The 20,402-nt window shown below is 60.9% G+C and carries 20 protein-coding genes; 12 read left to right on the top strand and 8 right to left on the bottom strand.

The features are described 5' to 3' along the window. Nucleotides 1-2 precede the first annotated feature (2 nt). Complete coding sequence (gene hemL, locus KGB20_RS03280; protein ID WP_056728829.1) at nucleotides 3-1,286, top strand: glutamate-1-semialdehyde 2,1-aminomutase; 1,284 nt, start codon at nucleotides 3-5, stop codon at nucleotides 1,284-1,286. A gap of 224 nt (nucleotides 1,287-1,510) precedes the next feature. Beyond that, nucleotides 1,511-2,065 carry a tetratricopeptide repeat protein gene (locus KGB20_RS03275; protein WP_057713169.1) on the top strand — a complete coding sequence of 185 codons (555 nt, stop codon included), beginning with the start codon at nucleotides 1,511-1,513 and terminating at the stop codon, nucleotides 2,063-2,065. A gap of 171 nt (nucleotides 2,066-2,236) precedes the next feature. On the opposite strand, the gene KGB20_RS03270 is transcribed toward KGB20_RS03275, so the two are convergent. Next, complete coding sequence (locus KGB20_RS03270; protein WP_008052403.1) at nucleotides 2,237-2,566, bottom strand: DUF1820 family protein; 330 nt, start codon at nucleotides 2,564-2,566, stop codon at nucleotides 2,237-2,239. 134 nt (nucleotides 2,567-2,700) lie between these two features. On the opposite strand from KGB20_RS03270, the gene miaB reads away from it, so the two are divergent. The 5 genes from miaB to lnt all read left to right on the top strand — a co-directional run bounded on the left by miaB (nucleotide 2,701) and on the right by lnt (nucleotide 8,129). Beyond that, nucleotides 2,701-4,029 carry a tRNA (N6-isopentenyl adenosine(37)-C2)-methylthiotransferase MiaB gene (gene miaB / locus KGB20_RS03265; RefSeq protein ID WP_015096961.1) on the top strand — a complete coding sequence of 443 codons (1,329 nt, stop codon included), beginning with the start codon at nucleotides 2,701-2,703 and terminating at the stop codon, nucleotides 4,027-4,029. Nucleotides 4,030-4,257: 228 nt separating this feature from the next. After that, nucleotides 4,258-5,265 (top strand): PhoH family protein, encoded by a 1,008-nt coding sequence (locus tag KGB20_RS03260; protein ID WP_008022966.1) that lies wholly within the window; start codon nucleotides 4,258-4,260, stop codon nucleotides 5,263-5,265. Continuing rightward, the gene (gene ybeY, locus KGB20_RS03255) at nucleotides 5,258-5,752 is read left to right on the top strand and encodes an rRNA maturation RNase YbeY (protein ID WP_154862122.1); all 495 of its coding nucleotides are present in this window, start codon (nucleotides 5,258-5,260) and stop codon (nucleotides 5,750-5,752) included. Before KGB20_RS03260 ends, ybeY begins: the two co-directional genes overlap by 8 nt. A gap of 5 nt (nucleotides 5,753-5,757) precedes the next feature. Further along, a complete protein-coding gene (locus KGB20_RS03250; RefSeq protein WP_046028710.1) occupies nucleotides 5,758-6,597 on the top strand; it encodes an HlyC/CorC family transporter in 840 nt (279 codons plus the stop codon). Between the two features lie 8 nt (nucleotides 6,598-6,605). After that, the gene (lnt, locus tag KGB20_RS03245; protein ID WP_154910639.1) at nucleotides 6,606-8,129 is read left to right on the top strand and encodes an apolipoprotein N-acyltransferase; all 1,524 of its coding nucleotides are present in this window, start codon (nucleotides 6,606-6,608) and stop codon (nucleotides 8,127-8,129) included. Nucleotides 8,130-8,268: 139 nt separating this feature from the next. Here the strand turns inward: lnt and KGB20_RS03240 are convergent, their stop codons facing one another. Together KGB20_RS03240 and KGB20_RS03235 are read right to left on the bottom strand one after the other, a co-directional pair. After that, nucleotides 8,269-9,027: a YdcF family protein gene (locus KGB20_RS03240; protein ID WP_154910638.1), complete on the bottom strand. Its 759-nt coding sequence runs from the start codon at nucleotides 9,025-9,027 to the stop codon at nucleotides 8,269-8,271. A gap of 104 nt (nucleotides 9,028-9,131) precedes the next feature. Continuing rightward, on the bottom strand, nucleotides 9,132-9,452 hold the full coding sequence (locus KGB20_RS03235; protein WP_057713165.1) for a hypothetical protein: 321 nt from the start codon (nucleotides 9,450-9,452) through the stop codon (nucleotides 9,132-9,134). Between the two features lie 280 nt (nucleotides 9,453-9,732). Here KGB20_RS03235 and leuS point away from each other — a divergent pair, with 280 nt between their 5' ends. The 5 genes from leuS (at nucleotide 9,733) to KGB20_RS03210 (ending at nucleotide 15,867) form a co-directional block, all read left to right on the top strand. Beyond that, nucleotides 9,733-12,339, top strand: coding sequence for a leucine--tRNA ligase (leuS, locus tag KGB20_RS03230; protein WP_150814335.1), 2,607 nt, complete (start codon nucleotides 9,733-9,735; stop codon nucleotides 12,337-12,339). 87 nt (nucleotides 12,340-12,426) lie between these two features. Further along, on the top strand, nucleotides 12,427-13,032 hold the full coding sequence (lptE, locus tag KGB20_RS03225; protein WP_150814336.1) for an LPS assembly lipoprotein LptE: 606 nt from the start codon (nucleotides 12,427-12,429) through the stop codon (nucleotides 13,030-13,032). Between the two features lie 39 nt (nucleotides 13,033-13,071). Then, nucleotides 13,072-14,109, top strand: coding sequence for a DNA polymerase III subunit delta (gene holA / locus KGB20_RS03220; RefSeq protein WP_150814337.1), 1,038 nt, complete (start codon nucleotides 13,072-13,074; stop codon nucleotides 14,107-14,109). A 209-nt stretch (nucleotides 14,110-14,318) separates the two neighbouring features. Further along, a complete protein-coding gene (gene arfA, locus KGB20_RS03215; RefSeq protein WP_003228536.1) occupies nucleotides 14,319-14,483 on the top strand; it encodes an alternative ribosome rescue factor ArfA in 165 nt (54 codons plus the stop codon). 61 nt (nucleotides 14,484-14,544) lie between these two features. Beyond that, entirely contained in the window at nucleotides 14,545-15,867 is a 1,323-nt protein-coding gene (locus KGB20_RS03210) for a lytic murein transglycosylase (protein ID WP_154910637.1), read from the top strand. Between the two features lie 117 nt (nucleotides 15,868-15,984). Here the strand turns inward: KGB20_RS03210 and KGB20_RS03205 are convergent, their stop codons facing one another. From KGB20_RS03205 to KGB20_RS03185, 5 genes are all read right to left on the bottom strand, one after another. Next, nucleotides 15,985-16,935: an LD-carboxypeptidase gene (locus tag KGB20_RS03205; protein WP_057713161.1), complete on the bottom strand. Its 951-nt coding sequence runs from the start codon at nucleotides 16,933-16,935 to the stop codon at nucleotides 15,985-15,987. Nucleotides 16,936-17,108: 173 nt separating this feature from the next. Next, nucleotides 17,109-18,107 carry a lipoyl synthase gene (gene lipA / locus KGB20_RS03200; protein WP_162130289.1) on the bottom strand — a complete coding sequence of 333 codons (999 nt, stop codon included), beginning with the start codon at nucleotides 18,105-18,107 and terminating at the stop codon, nucleotides 17,109-17,111. 25 nt (nucleotides 18,108-18,132) lie between these two features. Then, nucleotides 18,133-18,780: a lipoyl(octanoyl) transferase LipB gene (gene lipB, locus KGB20_RS03195; protein ID WP_150814338.1), complete on the bottom strand. Its 648-nt coding sequence runs from the start codon at nucleotides 18,778-18,780 to the stop codon at nucleotides 18,133-18,135. Then, a complete protein-coding gene (locus KGB20_RS03190; RefSeq protein WP_008052383.1) occupies nucleotides 18,780-19,055 on the bottom strand; it encodes a DUF493 domain-containing protein in 276 nt (91 codons plus the stop codon). Before KGB20_RS03190 ends, lipB begins: the two co-directional genes overlap by 1 nt. Before the next feature lie 83 nt (nucleotides 19,056-19,138). After that, nucleotides 19,139-20,296: a D-alanyl-D-alanine carboxypeptidase family protein gene (locus tag KGB20_RS03185; RefSeq protein ID WP_056728857.1), complete on the bottom strand. Its 1,158-nt coding sequence runs from the start codon at nucleotides 20,294-20,296 to the stop codon at nucleotides 19,139-19,141. Nucleotides 20,297-20,402: the final 106 nt, after the last annotated feature.

Below are 20,402 nucleotides of genomic sequence, written 5' to 3'. Positions count from 1 at the left end.
TCATGTCTCGTTCCGAAACGCTGTTTGCCAATGCCCAGAAACACATTCCCGGTGGCGTGAACTCGCCGGTTCGCGCGTTCAAGAGCGTCGGCGGCACGCCACTGTTCTTCAAGCACGCCGAAGGCGCCTACGTCACCGACGAAGACGACAAGCGTTATGTGGATTACGTCGGTTCCTGGGGTCCGATGATTCTCGGCCACAGCCACCCGGACGTGCTGGACGCCGTGCGCAAACAGCTTGAGCACGGCCTGTCCTACGGCGCCCCGACCGAGATGGAAACGCAGATGGCCGACCTGGTCTGCTCCCTCGTGCCGTCGATGGAAATGGTGCGCATGGTCAGCTCCGGCACCGAAGCGACCATGAGCGCCATTCGCCTGGCCCGTGGCTTCACCGGCCGCGACAGCATCATCAAGTTCGAAGGCTGCTACCACGGTCACTCCGACAGCCTGCTGGTCAAGGCCGGTTCCGGCGCACTGACCCAAGGCGTACCGAGCTCGGCCGGTGTACCGGCGGCATTCGCCAAACACACCCTGACACTGCCCTTCAACGACATCGACGCGGTAGAAACCATGCTCGCCGAAGTCGGCCAGGATGTGGCCTGCATCATCGTCGAGCCAGTGGCCGGCAACATGAACTGCGTACCGCCTGCTCCAGGTTTCCTCGAAGGCCTGCGGACCCTGTGCGACAAGCACGGCGTGGTGCTGATTTTCGACGAAGTGATGACCGGTTTCCGTGTCGCCCTCGGCGGTGCCCAGGCGTACTACGGCGTGACGCCGGACCTGACCACCTTCGGCAAGATCATCGGTGGCGGCATGCCGGTCGGCTGCTTCGGCGGCAAGCGCGAAATCATGCAGCGCATCGCCCCGCTGGGCCCGGTGTACCAGGCCGGTACGCTGTCCGGTAACCCGCTGGCGATGGCCGCCGGCCTGACCACCCTGCGTCTGATCAGCCGCCCGGGCTTCCACGCCGAGCTGACCGACTACACCACTCGCCTGCTCGACGGCCTGCAACAGCGCGCCGATGCGGCCGGCATTCCGTTCGTGACCACCCAGGCCGGCGGCATGTTCGGCCTGTACTTCAGTGGTGCCGACGACATCGTCACCTTCGATGACGTCATGGCCAGCGACGCAGCCCTGTTCGGCCGCTTCTTCCACCTGATGCTCGAAGGTGGCGTGTATCTGGCACCGAGCGCATTCGAAGCCGGTTTCACTTCGATCGCCCACGGCGAAGCTGAACTGAAGCTGACCCTGGACGCTGCCGAGCGCGCCTTCGCGGCCTTGAAGTAACGTTCAAATGCTGACGCTGGCCCTTGCCAGCGTCAGCTTTCGCCTACGTTCCCACGATTTTTCCTACTCATCTGCTAATAATCCCCCGCAAAGTGGGCGATAAATTTCCCGTGCAGCAGAAAAACGAGTAAAGACTTTGTAAGGTTGGCCCTGCTTATTTCATAATGCGCGCTTATTGGATCCCTCGATGGGTCCGCGCGCCCTTCAGAGGTAAGTCGATTCCCATGAACCGCACCGGCCGCACCCTTGCACTGGGCTGCCTGTTGCTTCTTCAGCCCCTGCTCGCGCACGCACAAGCAGGCGGCAACTCGTTGTTAATCCCAGCGATGGGTCGCTGCACCCTCAATACCCAGCCGCAAGACCTGGAACAGGCGCTCGCCGCCTGCCAGAAAGCGTCGGAAGAAGGGGATGCGCAAGCGCAATACGAGTTGGGTGAGTTCTACTACGAAGGCAAAAACACGCCGCGCGACCTCAATCAAGCCCTGAGCTATTTCGAAAAAGCCTCGCTGCAAGGCCACGCCCAGGCACAATTCAAACTCGGCACCATGTTCTTCCACGGCGAAGGCGTGCCGGCCAATAACGTTCAGGCGTACATCCTGCTGAAGATGGCGGCGGTCAACGGCGCCGAAGAGGCCCTGGACACCGCCGACGAAGTCACCGAAAAGATGCCCCGCGAAGAACTGGAGCTTGCTACCCAGGTGCTCGGGCAAATCTTCCGTAAATACTTGATGGAATTGCAGAGCGCCGATGGGCGTACGCCGTTCGCGCCACTGCCCTGACAGCGACTCGGTCCCCTGTGGCGAGGGGGCTTGCCCCCGTTCGGCTGCGCAGCAGTCGAAAAATTGAAACATGCAGTATGCCTGGAAGAATGCGGTGGCCGGACTTGGGGCCGCTTCGCGACCCAACGGGGGCAAGCCCCCTCGCCACAAAGCTCACCACACCACAGAGGTCTACTTCTCAGGCATCGGCATCGGAAACGGCATGACATTGCCGACCGCGCCACGGGCTTCGCTGATTTTCGGTGTTCCCATACGCTCGACTTCATCGATACGCACGATCGAATGCATCGGCACAAAACTGCGCACTACGCCTTCGAACTGAGCCTTGAGCTTTTCTTCGCTCGGATCGACGACCACTTGCGTGCGCTCGCCAAAGACGAACTCTTCCACTTCCAGAAAGCCCCACAGATCACTTTGATAGATCTGCTTGGCGTACATTTCGAACACCTGGCCCTGGTTGAGGAAAATCACCTTGTAGATTGGAGCTTCACGTTTGGTCATGGTGGGCGAAACACATCGGGGGATAAAAATGAGGGCGCGAACTATAGCATAGCCATCGGACGCGCAGCGGTAGGAACCTGGGTACATGTTCCCTATAATGCGCGGTTCTTTGAATCACGTGATGACTCTATTCCATGGCCAAGAAGCTTTACATCGAAACCCACGGTTGTCAGATGAACGAGTACGACAGCTCGCGCATGGTCGATCTGCTGGGCGAACATCAGGCCCTGGAAGTCACCGCTCGCGCTGAAGACGCCGACGTGATCCTGCTCAACACCTGCTCGATCCGCGAACGCGCCCAGGATCGTGTCTACTCCCAGCTCGGCCGCTGGCGCGAACTGAAGCTGGCCAACCCGGACATGGTAATCGCCGTCGGCGGTTGCGTGGCCAGCCAGGAAGGCGCGGCCATTCGCGATCGCGCGCCGTACGTCGACGTTGTCTTCGGCCCGCAGACCCTGCACCGCCTGCCGGAAATGATCGACGCCGCGCGCATCAGCAAGCTGCCGCAAGTCGACGTCTCGTTCCCGGAAATCGAAAAGTTCGACCACTTGCCCGAGCCCCGCATCGACGGCCCGAGCGCTTACGTGTCGGTGATGGAAGGTTGCAGCAAGTACTGCACGTTCTGCGTGGTGCCCTACACCCGCGGTGAAGAGGTCAGCCGGCCGTTCGACGACGTGATTGCCGAGATCATTCACCTGGCCGAAAACGGCGTGCGGGAAGTGACGCTGCTGGGGCAGAACGTCAACGGCTATCGCGGCCTCACCCATGACGGGCGCCTGGCCGACCTGGCCGAACTGATCCGCGTGGTCGCCGCGGTCGATGGCATCGACCGCATCCGCTACACCACGTCGCACCCGCTGGAGTTCTCCGACAGCCTGATCCAGGCCCACGCCGACGTGCCGGAGCTGGTCAAGCACCTGCACTTGCCGGTGCAATCGGGCTCGGACCGCATCCTCGCGGCGATGAAACGCAACCACACCGCGCTTGAATACAAATCCAAACTGCGCAAACTGCGCGCCGCCGTGCCGGGAATCTGCATCAGCTCGGACTTCATCGTCGGCTTCCCCGGCGAGACCGAGAAAGACTTCGAGCAAACCATGAAGCTGATTGCCGACGTCGGCTTCGACTTTTCCTACTCGTTCGTCTACAGCCAGCGCCCGGGCACACCGGCCGCCGATCTGGCCGATGACACGCCGGAAGAGCTGAAGAAAGAACGTCTGAATGCCCTGCAGCATCGCTTGAACCAGCAAGGTTTCGAGATCAGCCGACAAATGGTCGGCTCTATCCAGCGAATCCTGGTGACCGATTACTCGAAAAAAGACCCGGGCGAGCTCCAAGGCCGGACCGAGAATAATCGTATCGTCAACTTCCGCTGCGACAATCCGACCCTGATCGGCCAGTTCGCGGACGTGCACATCGATGCCGCACAGCCGCACTCGCTGCGGGGCTCGCTGATCCAGTAACACTGCATTCCACTGTGGGAGCGAGCTTTTGTGGCGAGGGGGCTTGCCCCCGCTGGATCGCGAAGCGGTCCCAAGATTTTGCGACTGCTTCGCAGTCGAACGGGGGCAAGCCCCCTCGCCACAGTTTAAGTGCCAAATTCCTGCATCTTATTTAAGAGCTTTCGCGCCCACGCCACTGGCGCTATCCTTGAACTCATCACCATTGCCCCAGGGCGGCTAAATACGACCTTGAACGCACCCATAGAACCACATCGTTTCATCCTCGAGCCTTTTGAAGCTCGCCGCTTCGCCAATCTGTGCGGGCAATTCGACGAGCATTTGCGCTTGATCGAACAGCGCCTGACCATCGAGATCCGCAATCGCGGAAACCAGTTCGAGCTGATCGGCGAACCCAAACACACCACCTCCGCGGAAAACCTCCTGCGCCGCCTGTACCGGGAAACCAAGGGTACCGAGCTGTCGCCGGACATGGTGCACCTGTTCCTGCAGGAATCGGCCGTCGAGCAGCTGGACAACCACTCCCCCGCCGAACCGTCCGTAGCCCTGCGCACCAAGAAAGGCATGATTCGCCCCCGCGGCTTGAATCAGCTGCGCTACGTGAAGGAAATCCTCGGTAACGATATCAACTTCGGCATCGGCCCGGCCGGTACCGGCAAGACCTACCTGGCTGTCGCCTGCGCGGTGGATGCACTGGAGCGCGAGCAGATTCGCCGCATCCTGCTGGTTCGTCCGGCGGTCGAAGCGGGTGAAAAACTCGGCTTCCTGCCCGGCGACCTGTCGCAAAAAATCGACCCGTACCTGCGCCCGCTCTACGACGCGCTCTACGAAATGCTCGGCTTCGAATACGTCGCCAAGCTGATCGAGCGCCAGGTGATCGAAGTCGCGCCGCTGGCCTACATGCGCGGCCGCACGCTGAACAACAGCTTCATCATTCTCGACGAAAGCCAGAACACCACGGTCGAGCAAATGAAGATGTTCCTGACCCGGATCGGCTTCGGCTCCACGGCCGTCATCACCGGGGACATCACCCAGGTCGACCTGCCACGCGGCACCAAGTCCGGCCTGCACCACGTGATTGAAGTGCTCAAGGATGTGCCGGGGATCAGCTTCACCCACTTCCAGCCCAAGGACGTCGTGCGCCATCCACTGGTACAGCGCATCGTCGAAGCCTACGAGCGCTTCGAAACCAAAGCGGCCGATGATGCCGCCGCCAAGGATAGCCGCCGCGATGCTTGAGCTTGACCTGCAAATCGCTACCGAAGCCTGCGCCCCCGGCGAGGCCGAGTTCCGCCAGTGGTGCGAACTGGCCCTGCGCCAGCGCACCGCCGACTCGGAGATGACCATTCGTCTGGTCGACGAAGCCGAAGGACGCGAGCTGAACCACACCTGGCGGCAAAAGGACTACGCAACTAACGTCTTGTCATTCCCGGCCGACGTGCCGGATGAGTTCCTCGACATCCCGCTGCTGGGCGATCTGGTGATCTGCGTGGCCGTGGTCGAGCGCGAAGCCGCTGAACAGGGCAAGGAGCTCAAGGCCCATTGGGCGCACCTGGTGATTCACGGCTGCTTGCATCTGCTTGGTTACGACCATATTGATGACGAAGAAGCCGAAGAAATGGAAGCACTGGAACGAACGTTGCTTGCAGAACTGGGCTTTCCCGATCCGTACGCGGACGACGAAACCGACGCATTCCCTACCGAAACAACAAAGGATTCAGAGTAATCGCTATGAGCGAAGATCGATCGAGCAACGGGCAGAAGTCATGGCTGGGTAAACTCACCCAGGCTTTTGCCCACGAGCCGAAAAACCGCCAGGAGCTGCTGGAGCTGCTGCGCGATGCACACCAGAACAAACTACTGGACAGTGAAGCACTGGCCATCGTCGAAGGCGCCATCCAGGTGGCTGACTTGCAGGTCCGGGACATCATGGTCCCGCGCTCGCAGATGGTCAGCATCAAGGCGACCCAGACACCGCGCGAGTTCCTGCCTGCCGTGGTCGACTCGGCCCACTCCCGCTACCCGGTGATCGGCGAAAGCCATGATGACGTGATGGGCGTGTTGCTGGCCAAGGACTTGCTGCCGTTGATCCTCAGGGAGAACGGCGACAGCTTCAACATCAAGGACCTCCTGCGCCCAGCCACCTTCGTGCCGGAGTCCAAGCGCCTTAACGTGCTGCTGCGCGAGTTTCGCGCCAACCACAACCACATGGCCATCGTCATTGACGAGTACGGCGGCGTGGCAGGCCTGGTGACCATCGAAGACGTGCTGGAACAGATCGTCGGCGACATCGAAGACGAACACGACGTCGAAGAAGACAGCTACATCAAGCCGCTGCCCAGCGGTGATTTCCTGATCAAGGCCCTGACACCGATCGAGAACTTTAACGAGTTTTTCGACAGCGAGTTCTCCGACGACGAATTCGACACCGTTGGCGGCCTGGTGATGAGCGCGTTCGGGCATTTGCCAAAACGTAACGAAATCACTGAAATCGGCCCGTACCGTTTCCGCATCCTGAACGCCGACAGCCGTCGGATTCACTTGCTTCGCCTGACGCCCATTGCTCGCTAAGGATTGAAATGCGCTGGACAACCCGCCCCGGCTGGCCCGGTAACCTGCTGGCCGTGGCGGCCGGTGCAATCACCACACTGGCCCTGGCGCCGTTCGATATCTGGCCCCTGGCACTGCTCGCCGTCGGCCTGTTCTATGCCGGCCTGCGCGAGCTGAGCCCACGTCAGGCACTAGGGCGCGGCTGGTGTTTCGGTTTCGGCCTGTTCGGTGCCGGCACCAGCTGGATCTACTACAGCATTCACCACTTCGGCGGCGCTTCGGTATTGCTGGCCGGTTTCCTGATGCTGCTCTTCACGGCGGCAATTGCCTGGTTCTTTGCCCTGCCCGCCTGGATATGGGCGCGCTGGCTACGCCGAAATGAAGCGCCGCTGGCCGACGCCCTGGCCTTCGCAGCGCTGTGGGTCGGCCAGGAAGCCTTCCGCGGCTGGTTCCTGACAGGCTTCCCGTGGCTGTATTCCGGGTACAGCCAGCTCGATGGCCCGTTGGCCGGGCTCGCGCCTGTCGGCGGGATGTGGCTGATTTCCTTCACCCTGGCCCTGACAGCTGCATTGATCTACAACGGCTTTCGCCTGGTTCGCACGGGGCGCAAAGGCTTCATCGCAGCCGGTGTTTTGCTGCTGGTCGGCCCGTGGCTGGCCGGCATCGCGCTCAAGCACCACGCCTGGACCAGCCCGTCGGGCCCGCCACTGAGCGTCGCCGCCATTCAGGGCAACATCGAACAAAGCATGAAGTGGGACCCGACGCAGCTCAACGCGCAACTGGCGCTGTATCGCGACATGAGTTTCAGCTCCAGGCGAGTCGACCTTCTCATCTGGCCGGAAACGGCGATCCCGGTGCTCAAGGAGTCCGCCGAGGGCTACCTGAACATGATGGGCAGCTTCGCGGCCGAGCGTAAATCGGCGCTGATTACCGGCGTCCCGGTCCGCATGGAGGTCCACCACGAGAAGCGCTTCTTCAATGGCATCACCGTTGTCGGCGAAGGCGACGGCACCTACCTCAAGCAAAAACTGGTGCCGTTTGGTGAATATGTTCCGCTGGAGGATCTGTTGCGCGGGCTGATCGCCTTCTTCGATCTGCCGATGTCGGACTTTGCCCGCGGACCATCTGACCAGCCGCTGCTGCAAGCCAAGGGTTATCAGATCGCGCCGTACATCTGTTATGAAGTGGTGTACCCGGAATTCGCCGCCAGCCTCGCCGCCCGCAGCGACCTGTTGCTGACCATCAGCAACGACACCTGGTTCGGCACCTCCATCGGCCCGCTGCAACACCTGCAGATGGCGCAGATGCGTGCGCTGGAGGCCGGCCGCTGGATGATCCGCGCCACCAACAACGGCGTCTCCGGCCTGATCAACCCGTTCGGTCAGATTACCGATCAGATCCCGCAGTTCGAACGCGGCATCCTGTATGGCGAAGTGGTGCCGATGCACAACCTCACGCCGTACCTGGAATGGCGTTCGTGGCCATTGCTCATTCTCTGCGTGTTGTTGTTTGGCTGGGCGCTGGTTGCCAGTCGGATGGCTAAAACCGTTTAAAAGCTTCGCGAGCAAGCCCGCTCCCACATTTGATCGGCGTCGTACACAAATACAGAGACCGACTTAGATCCAGTGTGGGAGCGGGCTTGCTCGCGAAGGCGGCATCCCAGGCACCTCATCAACCAGCCCAGACATCACTTCAGTAAAACAACGAATAACCGATCTGCCCCACCGCCTCGTTCATCAACTGCCCGTTCTGCCAGATCGCCTTGAATTCCGGCATCCAGCCTCCCAGTGGCCGCGCATTGTCGCCGCTCAGAAACCCTACCGGCGCCGGCACCACCTCAAACCCGGCCTTGCGGAAGCTCCAGACCGCTCGTGGCATATGCCCGGCATGAGTCACGAGCACCACACGTTTGATGCCCTGTGGCAGCAACACCTGGGCGCTGAACTGCGCATTTTCCCAGGTCGTGCGGCTGTGCCCTTCCTGCCAGCGCACGGTCACGCCAAAATCGTCGCGCAAGGAGTCAGCCATCATCTGCGCTTCGCTTGGCGGAGTGCCGTAATGCAAGCCGCCGCTGGTCAGTACCGGCAGGCCGGAAGCCTTGGTCAGTCGCGCGGCAAAGCGCTGGCGCTCCAGGCCTACACCCGTGGGCTGGTCGGCCCCCCAGGCCACGTCACCGCGCTCGCGTCCGGAACCAAGGACGACGATGGCGTCCGCGCGCTGCCCCAGCACTGCCCATTCGTCGCGGGCCAGCGGTGGCTCGCGCTCGAGCAGGCTGGCACTCCACTGCACCACCACCGGCAGGCTCATCAGCCAAAGGCCACCCAGCCCCAGTGCAAAGCACACACCGGCGAGCCTTGGCCTTGAGCGGCGCAACCACCAGGCAAGCAAAAGCAGCAGCAATAGAATGCCGGGGGGCAAAAGAAGTTGTTTTACAAAGTAACGAAAAGGCATCGAGCATCTCCTGGAGATGCCCGAAGCCTAAGTGGGTTAGCGCAATGCGACAATCAATACAGAAGAACTATGCTTCAAAAAACAATTGAGCACGGCTCTGCGTCTTATTTGAACTGCAAAGACCGGACCTTTACCGCGTCTCTGCCGGGAACCTTGTCCTTGAGCCAGATGATCTTGGCCGAACGTGGTGCGTCGAGTTGCTTTATCGCCTCTGACAAGCATCCGTGCGTCTCACGCTCACTGCGATCCAGATACGCCTTGATCAATGCAAACTCTGCGGAGCTCAGGCCACGCAGTTCCAGTTCCAGAGGGCGTACGTCGCGCAACCGGCCAGCAGTTCTTGCCGCTTCCAAGGCCAGGGCCAAACGATCGATCAGCCTTTCGTACAGCTCCGGTTTTGTAGCTTTTTGCTGTGACTCAACCATCCCTCACCTCATTGGAAGATAAGACCTACTCCCCAGTTAGAGCTTAGCTTCCATGAACAAACCGGCTGAGCGCCGCGACCAACGGCCCTCGCGGCGGTTTTGCGGGACGCGCGGCAGCAATCAGGGTTTCCCTCGGTAGAGCGCGGTCATGTATGCTACGGCGCTTCCTGTAACTCCACTTCCAGCTCGGCTGGACATCGAAAACGCCAATGCGGCGTGTTCACCGTCCAGCGTTGCATTGAAGAGGATTAGGCCACCCCTATTCAGTTCAAAAGTAGCCATGCACGAACAATATCAGCCCCGTGAAATCGAAGCCGCCGCCCAGTCGTTCTGGGACGAGCAAAAGTCCTTTGAAGTCAGTGAACAGCCAGGCAAGGAGACTTACTACTGCCTGTCGATGTTCCCTTACCCCAGCGGCAAGCTACACATGGGGCACGTGCGCAACTACACCATCGGCGACGTGATCTCCCGCTACCAGCGCATGCAAGGCAAGAACGTTCTGCAACCCATGGGTTGGGACGCCTTCGGCATGCCGGCGGAAAACGCCGCGATGAAGAACAACGTAGCGCCCGCCAAGTGGACCTACGAAAACATTGCCTACATGAAATCCCAGCTGCGCAGCCTGGGCCTGGCGGTGGACTGGTCGCGTGAAGTGACCACCTGCAAGCCTGATTACTACCGCTGGGAACAATGGCTGTTCACCCGCCTGTTCGAAAAAGGCGTGATCTACAAAAAAAGCGGCACCGTGAACTGGGATCCGGTCGACCAGACCGTTCTGGCCAACGAACAGGTGATCGACGGTCGCGGCTGGCGTTCCGGCGCGCTGATCGAAAAGCGCGAAATCCCGATGTACTACTTCAAGATCACCGCCTACGCGGATGAACTGCTGGAGAGCCTGGACGAACTGACTGGCTGGCCTGAACAGGTCAAGACCATGCAGCGCAACTGGATCGGCAAGTCCCGCGGCATGGAAGTGCAGTTCCCGTACAACGTCGATTCCATCGGCGAAGCGGGCGCGCTGAAAGTCTTCACCACCCGTCCGGACACCCTGATGGGCGCGACCTACGTCGCCGTCGCCGCCGAGCACCACCTGGCGACCCTGGCCGCACAGAACAACCCTGAGCTGCAAGCGTTCATCGCTGAATGCAAGGGCGGCAGCGTTGCGGAAGCCGACGTTGCGACTCAAGAGAAAAAAGGCCTGCCGACCGGCCTGTTCGTTGAGCACCCACTGACCGGTGAAAAGCTACCGGTATGGGTCGCCAACTACGTGCTGATGCATTACGGCGACGGTGCGGTCATGGCGGTTCCTGCCCACGACGAGCGCGATTTCGAATTCGCCCACAAATACAACCTGCCGGTCAAATCCGTGGTTCGCACCAGCTCCGGCGACAGCAACCCGGCGCCATGGCAAGACGCCTACGGCGAGTACGGCACGCTGATCAATTCCGGCGAGTTCGACGGCCTGGACTTCGCGGGCGCCTTCGACGCTATCGAAGTCGCACTGATCAAGAAAGAACTGGGCGCCTCGCGTACCCAATTCCGCCTGCGCGACTGGGGCATCAGCCGTCAGCGTTACTGGGGCTGCCCGATCCCGATCATCCACTGCGGCACCTGCGGTGACGTGCCGGTACCGGAAGATCAACTGCCTGTCGTGCTGCCGGAAGACGTCGTACCCGATGGCGCCGGTTCGCCACTGGCGCGCATGCCCGAGTTCTACGAGTGCAGCTGCCCTAAATGCGGCCAGCCTGCCAAGCGTGAAACCGACACCATGGACACCTTCGTCGAGTCCTCGTGGTACTACGCCCGCTACGCCTCGCCGCACTTTGAAGGCGGCCTGGTGGAAAAATCGGCGGCCGACCACTGGCTGCCGGTGGATCAGTACATCGGCGGTATCGAACACGCGATTCTTCACCTGCTCTACGCGCGCTTCTTCCACAAGCTGATGCGCGACGAAGGCCTGGTGAGCTCCAACGAGCCGTTCAAGAACCTGCTGACCCAGGGCATGGTGATCGCCGAGACTTACTACCGCCGCGAAGCCAATGGCGCTTACACCTGGTTCAACCCGGCGGACGTCGAGCTTGAGCGTGACAGCAAGGCCAAGGTCATCAGCGCCAAGTTGAAAGCCGACGGCTTGCCGGTGGAAATCGGTGGCACCGAGAAGATGGCCAAGTCGAAGAACAACGGCGTCGACCCACAGTCGATGATCGACCAGTTCGGAGCAGACACCTGCCGCCTGTTCATGATGTTCGCCTCGCCACCTGACATGAGCGCGGAATGGTCCGACTCCGGCGTCGAAGGTTCGCACCGTTTCCTCAAGCGCGTCTGGCGTCTGGCTCAAGCCCACGTCACTCAGGGCCTGCCGGGCAAACTGGACGTCGCCAGCCTGAACGACGAGCAGAAAGCCGTTCGTCGCTCGATCCACCTGGCCATCAAGCAGGCCAGCCAGGACGTCGGCCAGAACCACAAGTTCAACACCGCCATCGCTCAAGTGATGACGCTGATGAACGTACTGGAAAAAGCCGCGCAAGGCACCGACCAGGATCGTGCACTGATTCACGAAGGCCTGGAAACCGTGACTCTGCTGCTGGCTCCGATCACGCCGCACATCAGCCACGAGCTGTGGAATCAACTGGGTCACGCCGATCCTGTGATCGACGCCGGTTGGCCGGTGGTGGATGACAGCGCTTTGGTACAGGACAGCCTGCAACTGGTGATTCAGGTCAACGGCAAGCTGCGTGGCCACATCGAAATGCCGGCCAGTGCCAGCCGTGAAGAAGTCGAAGCCGCCGCCCGTGCCAACGAGAACGTGCTGCGCTTCGTCGACGGTCTGACCATTCGTAAAGTGATCGTAGTGCCCGGGAAACTGGTCAATATCGTCGCCAGCTAATTGGATCAGGCGCCAGGTGAGCCTGGCGCCGAGTAAAACCTTTCGGGCCGCTTGATCGGCCCACATGGTTTCAAGGGGAGCAACAAGATGATCAAACGCAATCTGCTGGTGATGGGCCTCGCGGTTCTGCTGAGCGCCTGCGGTTTCCAGCTGCGCGGCACCGGCACCAATGAACTGGCGATCAAGGAACTCGACCTGAGCGCCCGTAACGCTTATGGCCCAACCGTTACCCAGTTGCGTCAGGTACTGATTGGCAGCGGCGTCAACGTCTATACCGGCGCTCCTTACAAGCTGGTACTGACCAATGAACAGGAAAGCCAGCGCATCCTCAGCTACGCAGGTGCCGGTCGTGCCGGCGAGTACCAGATAACCACCGTGTTGAACTACGACATCCGTGGTCGCGGCGATCTGCCCCTGTTGAGCGACAAGCTTGAAGTGCAGAAGATCTATATGCACGACGGCAACAACCTGGTGGGGTCCGACCAGGAAGCCGCAACGGCCCGCACAGAAGGCCGCCGGGAGTTGGTTCAACGCATGATGCTGCGCCTGGAACAACTGAACCCCACCCAACTGGACCAGTTGCAGCAGACTGCCGAAGCCAAGGCCAAGGCTGACGCCGCGGCGCTGGAAGCAGCAAAGAAGGCTGAAGCGGATACCCCGCGTCAGTCGCCTGTCGAACTGCCACAGCAGTAAGACTTACGGGGCGCCTGTGCGCCCCGTTCGCCCTCTCTTATGAAACTCGCCCCCGCCCAACTCGCCAAACACCTGCAAGGCGCCCTTGCGCCGGTCTATATCATCAGCGGCGATGACCCGTTGTTGTGCCAGGAGGCGGCCGACGCTGTTCGCGCTGCCGCCCGCCAGCAGGGATTCGATGAACGCCAGGTGTTTGCCGCCGACGCCAGTTTCGACTGGGGGACGCTGCTGCAAGCCGGCGCCAGCATGTCGCTGTTCGCCGAAAAGCGCCTGCTGGAACTGCGCCTGCCGTCCGGCAAACCCGGCGACAAGGGCGCCGCCGCGCTGATCGAGTACTGCTCGCGCCCGGCCGACGACACCGTGCTGCTGATCAGCTTGCCGAAACTCGATGGCAGCGCTCAGAAAACCAAGTGGGGCAAGGCGCTGGTCGAAGGACAACAGACCCAGTTCGTGCAGATCTGGCCGGTCGATGTCGCCCAACTGCCAAGCTGGATCCGCCAACGCTTGTCCCAGGCCGGGCTTTCCGCCAGCCAGGACGCCGTTGAGCTGATTGCGGCACGGGTCGAGGGCAACTTGCTGGCCGCCGCCCAGGAAATCGAAAAGCTCAAACTGATGGCCGAAGGGGGTCAGATCACCGTTGAGACCGTGCAGGCTGCGGTGGCCGACAGTGCGCGCTTCGACGTCTTTGGCCTGACCGATGCGGTTCTCAATGGTGAAGCAGCCCATGCCTTGCGCATGCTCGAAGGGTTGCGCGGTGAAGGCGTCGAGCCGCCGGTGATTCTCTGGGCCCTGGCCCGAGAGTTGCGCCTGCTGGCCAATATTTCGCTGCAATACAGTCAGGGCACGCCGCTGGACAAGGCTTTCAGCCAGGCCAAACCTCCGGTCTGGGACAAACGAAAACCCTTGATGAGCAAAGCCCTGCAACGCTACTCGGCGCAACGCTGGGCGCAATTGCTGCTCGAAGCACAGCGCATCGACGCACAGATCAAGGGCCAGGCGGCCGGTTCGCCGTGGATGAGCCTGAGCCGGTTGACGTTGTTGATGGCCGGGCAACGCTTAACCCTACCCGCTGAATAACACCGCCCCCTGTAGGAGCGAGCTTGCTCGCGATGTTCGTTAACGATAACGCAGACTTTCTGATTTAACGTAGCGCCCTCAAGTGCTTCGCGAGCAAGCTCGCTCCTACAAAGAACGGCGCTTTTTCCGACAGCCACCGGGACTAGACAGCCCCTCAACTTCGGCCGATGATTTGCCCCGCAAAAACCACTCACTTGCGAGGCACCATCATGAGCAAAAAGCCATCAAAGCATGGCCCCAACAAGGCCAAATCCATCATCGCCCAGCCATTGTTCCGCAGCCGCCAGGAACGCCCCACCAAGGGCAAAGGCAGCTACCGCCGCGAAGCCTTCCAGTCTGACAGCTGGGAGGCTTCTTACTTTCTGGCTGCGTAAAGCAGAACACCCCTTCAACATGTTAAGGTCTGTACCTGATTCGTATTCCCTGGACCCGTGCATGCCCTTTTGTCTTCCCCATCGTTGGCACTTACGCCAATTGATCGCTGCCTCCAGCCTTGTTTTGCTTGTCGCCTGTGCGGAAAAACCGACCGCAGCCGACGCTCAGCCGCTTCAGACACTTCCTGTCGCTACCGCCCCGGCGGTTGTTCCGCCGGTGGTTCCGACGGGTGAGAACCTCGACATCCAGCCTACCCAGACATTTGCCGAATGGCAGGCGGGTTTCCGCAAGGATGCCCTGGCCGCTGGTATCCGCGCCGATCTGTTTGATCGCGCTTTCGCCAATGTCAGCTTCGACCCCAGTGTGATTCGTGCCGATCGCAGCCAACCGGAATTCGCAAAACCGGTGTGGGAATACCTCGATGGCGCGTTGTCGCCGCTGCGGGTACGCAAAGGCCAGTCACTGTTCGACCAGTACGCCGACATCCTGCAAGGCATCGAGCAGCGTTATGGCGTTGATCGTCAGGCGCTGGTGGCCGTGTGGGGCATGGAAAGCAATTTTGGCCAGTTCCAGGGCAGCAAGTCGGTGATCAACTCACTGGCGACCCTGGCCTACGAAGGCCGCCGTCCCGGCTTCGCCCACGCGCAATTGATCGCGGCCCTGCAAATCCTGCAACAAGGCGACATCGAACCCGAAAAGATGCTCGGTTCCTGGGCCGGCGCCATGGGCCAGACCCAGTTCATCCCGACCACCTACAACACCCACGCCGTTGATTTCGACGGCGACGGCCGTCGCGATATCTGGAGCAGTTCGGCTGATGCCCTGGCCTCGACCGCGCATTACCTGCAAAGCTCCGGCTGGCAGAGAGGTCAGCCGTGGGGCTTTGAAGTTCAGCTGCCGAGCGGCTTCAACTACGTACTGGCCGATGGCACGATTCGCAAGAGTGTTGCCGAGTGGCGCCAATTGGGCGTTACGCTGCCCAACGCTGGCCAGGTTCCGGCAGGCTCGGAGCAACTGTCTGCGGCACTGCTATTGCCGGCTGGCTACCGCGGCCCCGCGTTCCTTGTGCTCGACAACTTTCGTGCGATTCTCAAGTACAACAATTCGTCGTCCTATGCCCTGGGCGTGAGCCTGTTGTCCGAACGCTTCAATGGCGCAGGCTTGATCAGCGGTACGTGGCCAAAGGATGACCTGCCTCTGAGCCGTACCGAGCGGATCGAGCTGCAAAGCCTATTGAGCGCGCAAAACTATGACGCCGGCACCGCCGACGGGATCATCGGCGCCAACACCCGCAAGGCTATCCGCAGCGCCCAACAGTCGTTTGGCTGGCCCGCAGATGGGTATCCGACGCACAAGTTGCTCGAAGGACTGCGTAATCGCTAAAAGCATCGCGGGCAAGCCCGCTCCCACAGGTTCAGGGGCGTTCACATGATTTGTGTACGACGCGGACACTGTGGGAGCGGGCTTGCCCGCGAAGACTGACTGACAGGCGATAAAAATCTAGCGCCTGGCCACCACATCCTGCTCCAGCATCAATTCCTTGTTTCCGGCATCCAGCCTGACCAGCGCCCCCATGGGTAACGTCAGGTTCGGGTCGCAATGGCCGCTGCGCCACCCGGACAGCACCGGAATCTTCAATGGCTCGAAGATCTGCTTGAGCAACCTGTCCAGCGCCGCCACCTCAACCCCCGCCACATCCCCGACCAACACGCCGCGCAGCTTGTGCAACGTGCCTGCCAGCCGCAGATGGGTGAGCAACCGGTCAATGCGATACAGCGGCTCGTTGATATCCTCGATCAACAGAATGACGCCCTCGGCGTCGATCTCGTAGGGCGTGCCCATGGTCGCGGCGATCATGGCCAGATTGCCACCGAGCAAGCGCCCGTGAGCCACGCCTGGCTCGATCGTGGTCAGCGGGTAGGCCACCGGATGCGCCAGCACTGTTCCCGCCCTCACCTTCCCTCGCAGCATGTTGAAAAACGAAGACTCGGTAGGTATTTGCTTCTCACCCAGCAGGTCGGCATTGAGCAACGGACCATGAAAGGTCACGAAGCCGGCATAACGACTGATCGCCAAATGCAGCGCAGTGATGTCGCTGTAGCCGACGAACGGCTTGGCGTTGTCACGCAGCAAATCAAAATCGATGCGGTCGAGCAGCCGGGGCGTGCCATAACCACCGCGCAGGCAGATGATCGCATCCACCTCGCTGTCGGCGAACGCTGCATGCAGATCGTCGAGTCGCACCTCGTCACTGCCGGCCAGGTAGCCGTTTTTTTCGTAGACCCCGGGAAACACTTTCAGTGAATAACCCCGGGCACGCATCCATTGCACCGCCTTGTCGGTGTCCAGCGGCGCGGGACCGGCGGGTGCGATAACGCCGATCATGCCTTCCGACGGCAGTGCCGGGACGGGAGCATGAGGGCAAAGGGTGAGGGTCGGTCGAGCGGTCATCCGTGAATCTCCCTGCGTGAAAACATCAGCACACAGTAGTCAGGAACGGGGACAAACAGAAGAGGAACCGTTGCCCCGCAGGTTGCAGGAAAAGGCAGCCGTTGTCGTAGGCCAGGCAAAAAAACGCCCGCAAGGCTTTGAAACCTTGCGGGCGTTTTATGCTTCACAGTCGATCAGGACGACATCAGCTCGGCCTTGACCAGCTTCGCCTGCTCGTCGGCGTGGTACGAGGAGCGAACCAATGGACCGGAAGCGACGTTCTTGAAGCCCATCTTGTAACCTTCCTCGGCGAACCAGGCGAAGGTGTCCGGGTGCACGAAGCGCTGGACCGGCAAGTGGCTGCGGGACGGTTGCAGGTACTGGCCCAGGGTCAGCATGTCGATGTCGTGCTCGCGCATGCGCTTCATGACTTCGATGACTTCTTCGTCGGTCTCGCCCAGACCCAGCATCAGGCCGGACTTGGTCGGAATGTGCGGCATCATCTGCTTGAAGCGTTGCAGCAGGGTCAGCGACCACTGATAGTCCGAACCTGGGCGTGCAGCCTTGTACAGACGTGGCACGGTTTCCAGGTTGTGGTTGAACACATCCGGCGGCTCGGCGGCGGTGATTTCCAGCGCGATGTCCATGCGGCCACGGTAGTCCGGGACCAGGGTTTCGAGCTGCACGTTCGGCGACAGCTTGCGGATTTCGCGGATACAGTCGGCAAAGTGCTGGGCACCGCCGTCACGCAGGTCGTCGCGGTCCACCGAAGTGATCACCACGTACTTCAGGCGCAGGTCGGCGATGGCAATGGCCAGGCTTTCCGGCTCGTTGACGTCCAGCGGCTTCGGACGGCCGTGGCCGACGTCGCAGAACGGGCAGCGACGGGTGCAGATGTCACCCATGATCATGAAGGTCGCGGTGCCGCCGGAGAAGCACTCGCCCAGGTTCGGGCAGGACGCCTCTTCGCACACGCTGTGCAGCTTGTGTTTGCGCAGCAGGGCCTTGATGCGGTCGACTTCCGGCGAAACCGGGATGCGGACGCGAATCCAGTCCGGCTTCTTCGGCAGTTCGGTGGTCGGAATGATCTTCACCGGGATGCGTGCAACCTTTTCGGCGCCGCGCAGCTTGACGCCGGCTTCAACCTTGGGACGCGGGGCCGGGCGCTCGGTGACATCGAGCGTCGGGATCATGGTTTGCACTGCATCAGTAGTCATATCAGTCGATTCCGCCCGTCAGGGTCGTCTGCTCAGCATAGTCGAGGTGTTTGACGAGCTGCGCGCGCAGCCGGGCACTTACCTCGGCAAATTCAATCGATCCTGCGTGGTCGCTCAGCTGGGTCATCGCCAGCCCGGCGTAGCCGCAGGGATTAATCCGTCGAAACGGTTCCAGGTTCATGTCCACGTTCAAGGCCAGGCCATGAAAGGAACAGCCGTGGCGGATCCGAAGACCCAGGGAGGCGATTTTCGCCCCGTCGACGTAGACACCCGGCGCATCGGGCTTGGCCACGGCGGTGACACCGTAACTGGCCAGCAGCTCGATCAGGCATTGCTCCATCCGGCTGACCAGATCGCGCACGCCAAACCCGAGCTTGCGCACGTCCAGCAGCAGATAAGCCACCAGTTGGCCAGGGCCGTGGTAGGTCACCTGACCACCACGGTCGACCTGCACCACCGGAATATCACCGGGAAGCAGCAGATGCTCGGCCTTGCCGGCCTGGCCCTGGGTGAACACCGCAGGGTGTTCCACCAGCCAGATCTCGTCGGCGGCATGGTTGCCGCGTTCGTTGGTGAAGCGTTGCATGGCATGCCAGACCGGCTCGTAAGCCATCTGGCCGAGCTCGCGAAAGCCCAGCACCCCGGACATCACAGCACCATGTGCACGAAACCGGTTGCCCGCAGTTCGCTGTTGATGTTGTACAGCTGATCCTGGTCGGTCGCGACGATGTGCAACTGAATGGTGGTGTATTTGCCGTTGCTGCTCTGGCGCTCATCAACACGCTCATCGTTGATCGTTGCATATTTGCGGACGATGTCGATGATTCTGTCCTTGTTACCCACGCCGGTGTCGCTGATCACCTTAACCGGGTAATCATTGGCAGGGAACTCGATCTTTGGCGCCTTTACTTCGGTATCGGTCATGGCGTAACGGCCTCGTAAGCGTAAGCCGTGGCGACGGCAAAGCCCCGCGCCGGATCAGCGCAGGGCCATGCAGGTGCACACTATCAGTTGAACAAGCCGTAGAAGAATAGACGGATGCTATCCCACATGCGGCGGAAGATACCACCCTCTTCGACGCCATCCAGAGCGATCAGATCGGCGCTGTGCACCACCTTGTCGTCCAGTTTGACTTCGACTTTACCGATCACGTCGCCCTTGGCGATTGGCGCGATCAGTTGCGGGTTCATGGTCATGCTGGCAGCGAGCTTCTTCAGCTGGCCTTTTGGCAAGGTCATGGTCAGGTCTTGCGCCAGGCCAGCCTTGACCTGGTTGGTGGAGCCTTTCCAGACCGGAGCCTGAGCCAGCTCGGTGCCCTTCTGATAGAAGGTCTGGGTTTCGAAGAAACGGAAACCGTAGGTCAGCAGCTTCTGGGTTTCGGCGGCACGGGCCACTTCGCTGTTGGTGCCGAAGACCACGGCGATCAGACGCATGCCATCACGTACGGCCGAAGACACCATGCAATAGCCGGCTTCGTCGGTGTGACCGGTTTTCAGACCGTCGACGGTCTTGTCGCGCCACAGCAGCAGGTTGCGGTTCGGTTGCTTGATGCCGTTCCAGAAGAACTCTTTCTGCGAGTAGATCGCGTAGTGAGCCGGGTCTTCGTGGATGATCGCGCGAGCCAGTACGGCCATGTCGTGAGCCGACGAGTAGTGCTCAGGGTTCGGCAGACCGGTCGGGTTCATGAAGTGGCTGTTGGTCATGCCCAGGTCGCCAACGGTTTTGTTCATCATGTCGGCGAACGCGTCTTCGCTGCCGGCGATGTGCTCGGAGAGCGCAACGCTGGCGTCGTTGCCCGACTGGATGATGATGCCGTGCAACAGGTCGCTGACAGTCACCTGCGAGCCGACCTTGATGAACATCCGCGAACCGCCGGTACGCCAGGCGTTTTCGCTGACGGTCACCGGATCGTTTTCGCCGATCTGGCCACGACGGATTTCCAGAGTCGCGATGTACGCGGTCATCAGCTTGGTCAGGCTGGCCGGCGGCAGACGCTGGTCACCGTTGTTCTCGACCAGCACGTTGCCGCTGCTGGCATCCATGAGCACATAGGCCTTGGCGGCCAGTTGTGGTGGCGAAGGCATCATCTCGACCGCGAACGCGGCGGGTGAGAGAAGCAGCGGGACTAGCAGGAACAGGCGTTTGGCAAAGGTGGTGATGTTCATCCGTCTCTCGAAATCGCTAATGGAAACTTGCCCAAGGGCAAAACTAATCAAATGACTTTCTAACGAGTCATCGCGTGTTCAGTTGCTCACTCAGTCACCCTTGCCG

Origin of the sequence: Pseudomonas sp. BF-R-30 (assembly GCF_019956175.1) — a bacterium.
In the GTDB taxonomy this organism is placed as follows: domain Bacteria; phylum Pseudomonadota; class Gammaproteobacteria; order Pseudomonadales; family Pseudomonadaceae; genus Aquipseudomonas; species Aquipseudomonas jessenii.
The sequence above is the reverse complement of the archived record's forward strand: the minus strand, read 5'-3'. Positions and strand labels throughout refer to the sequence as shown.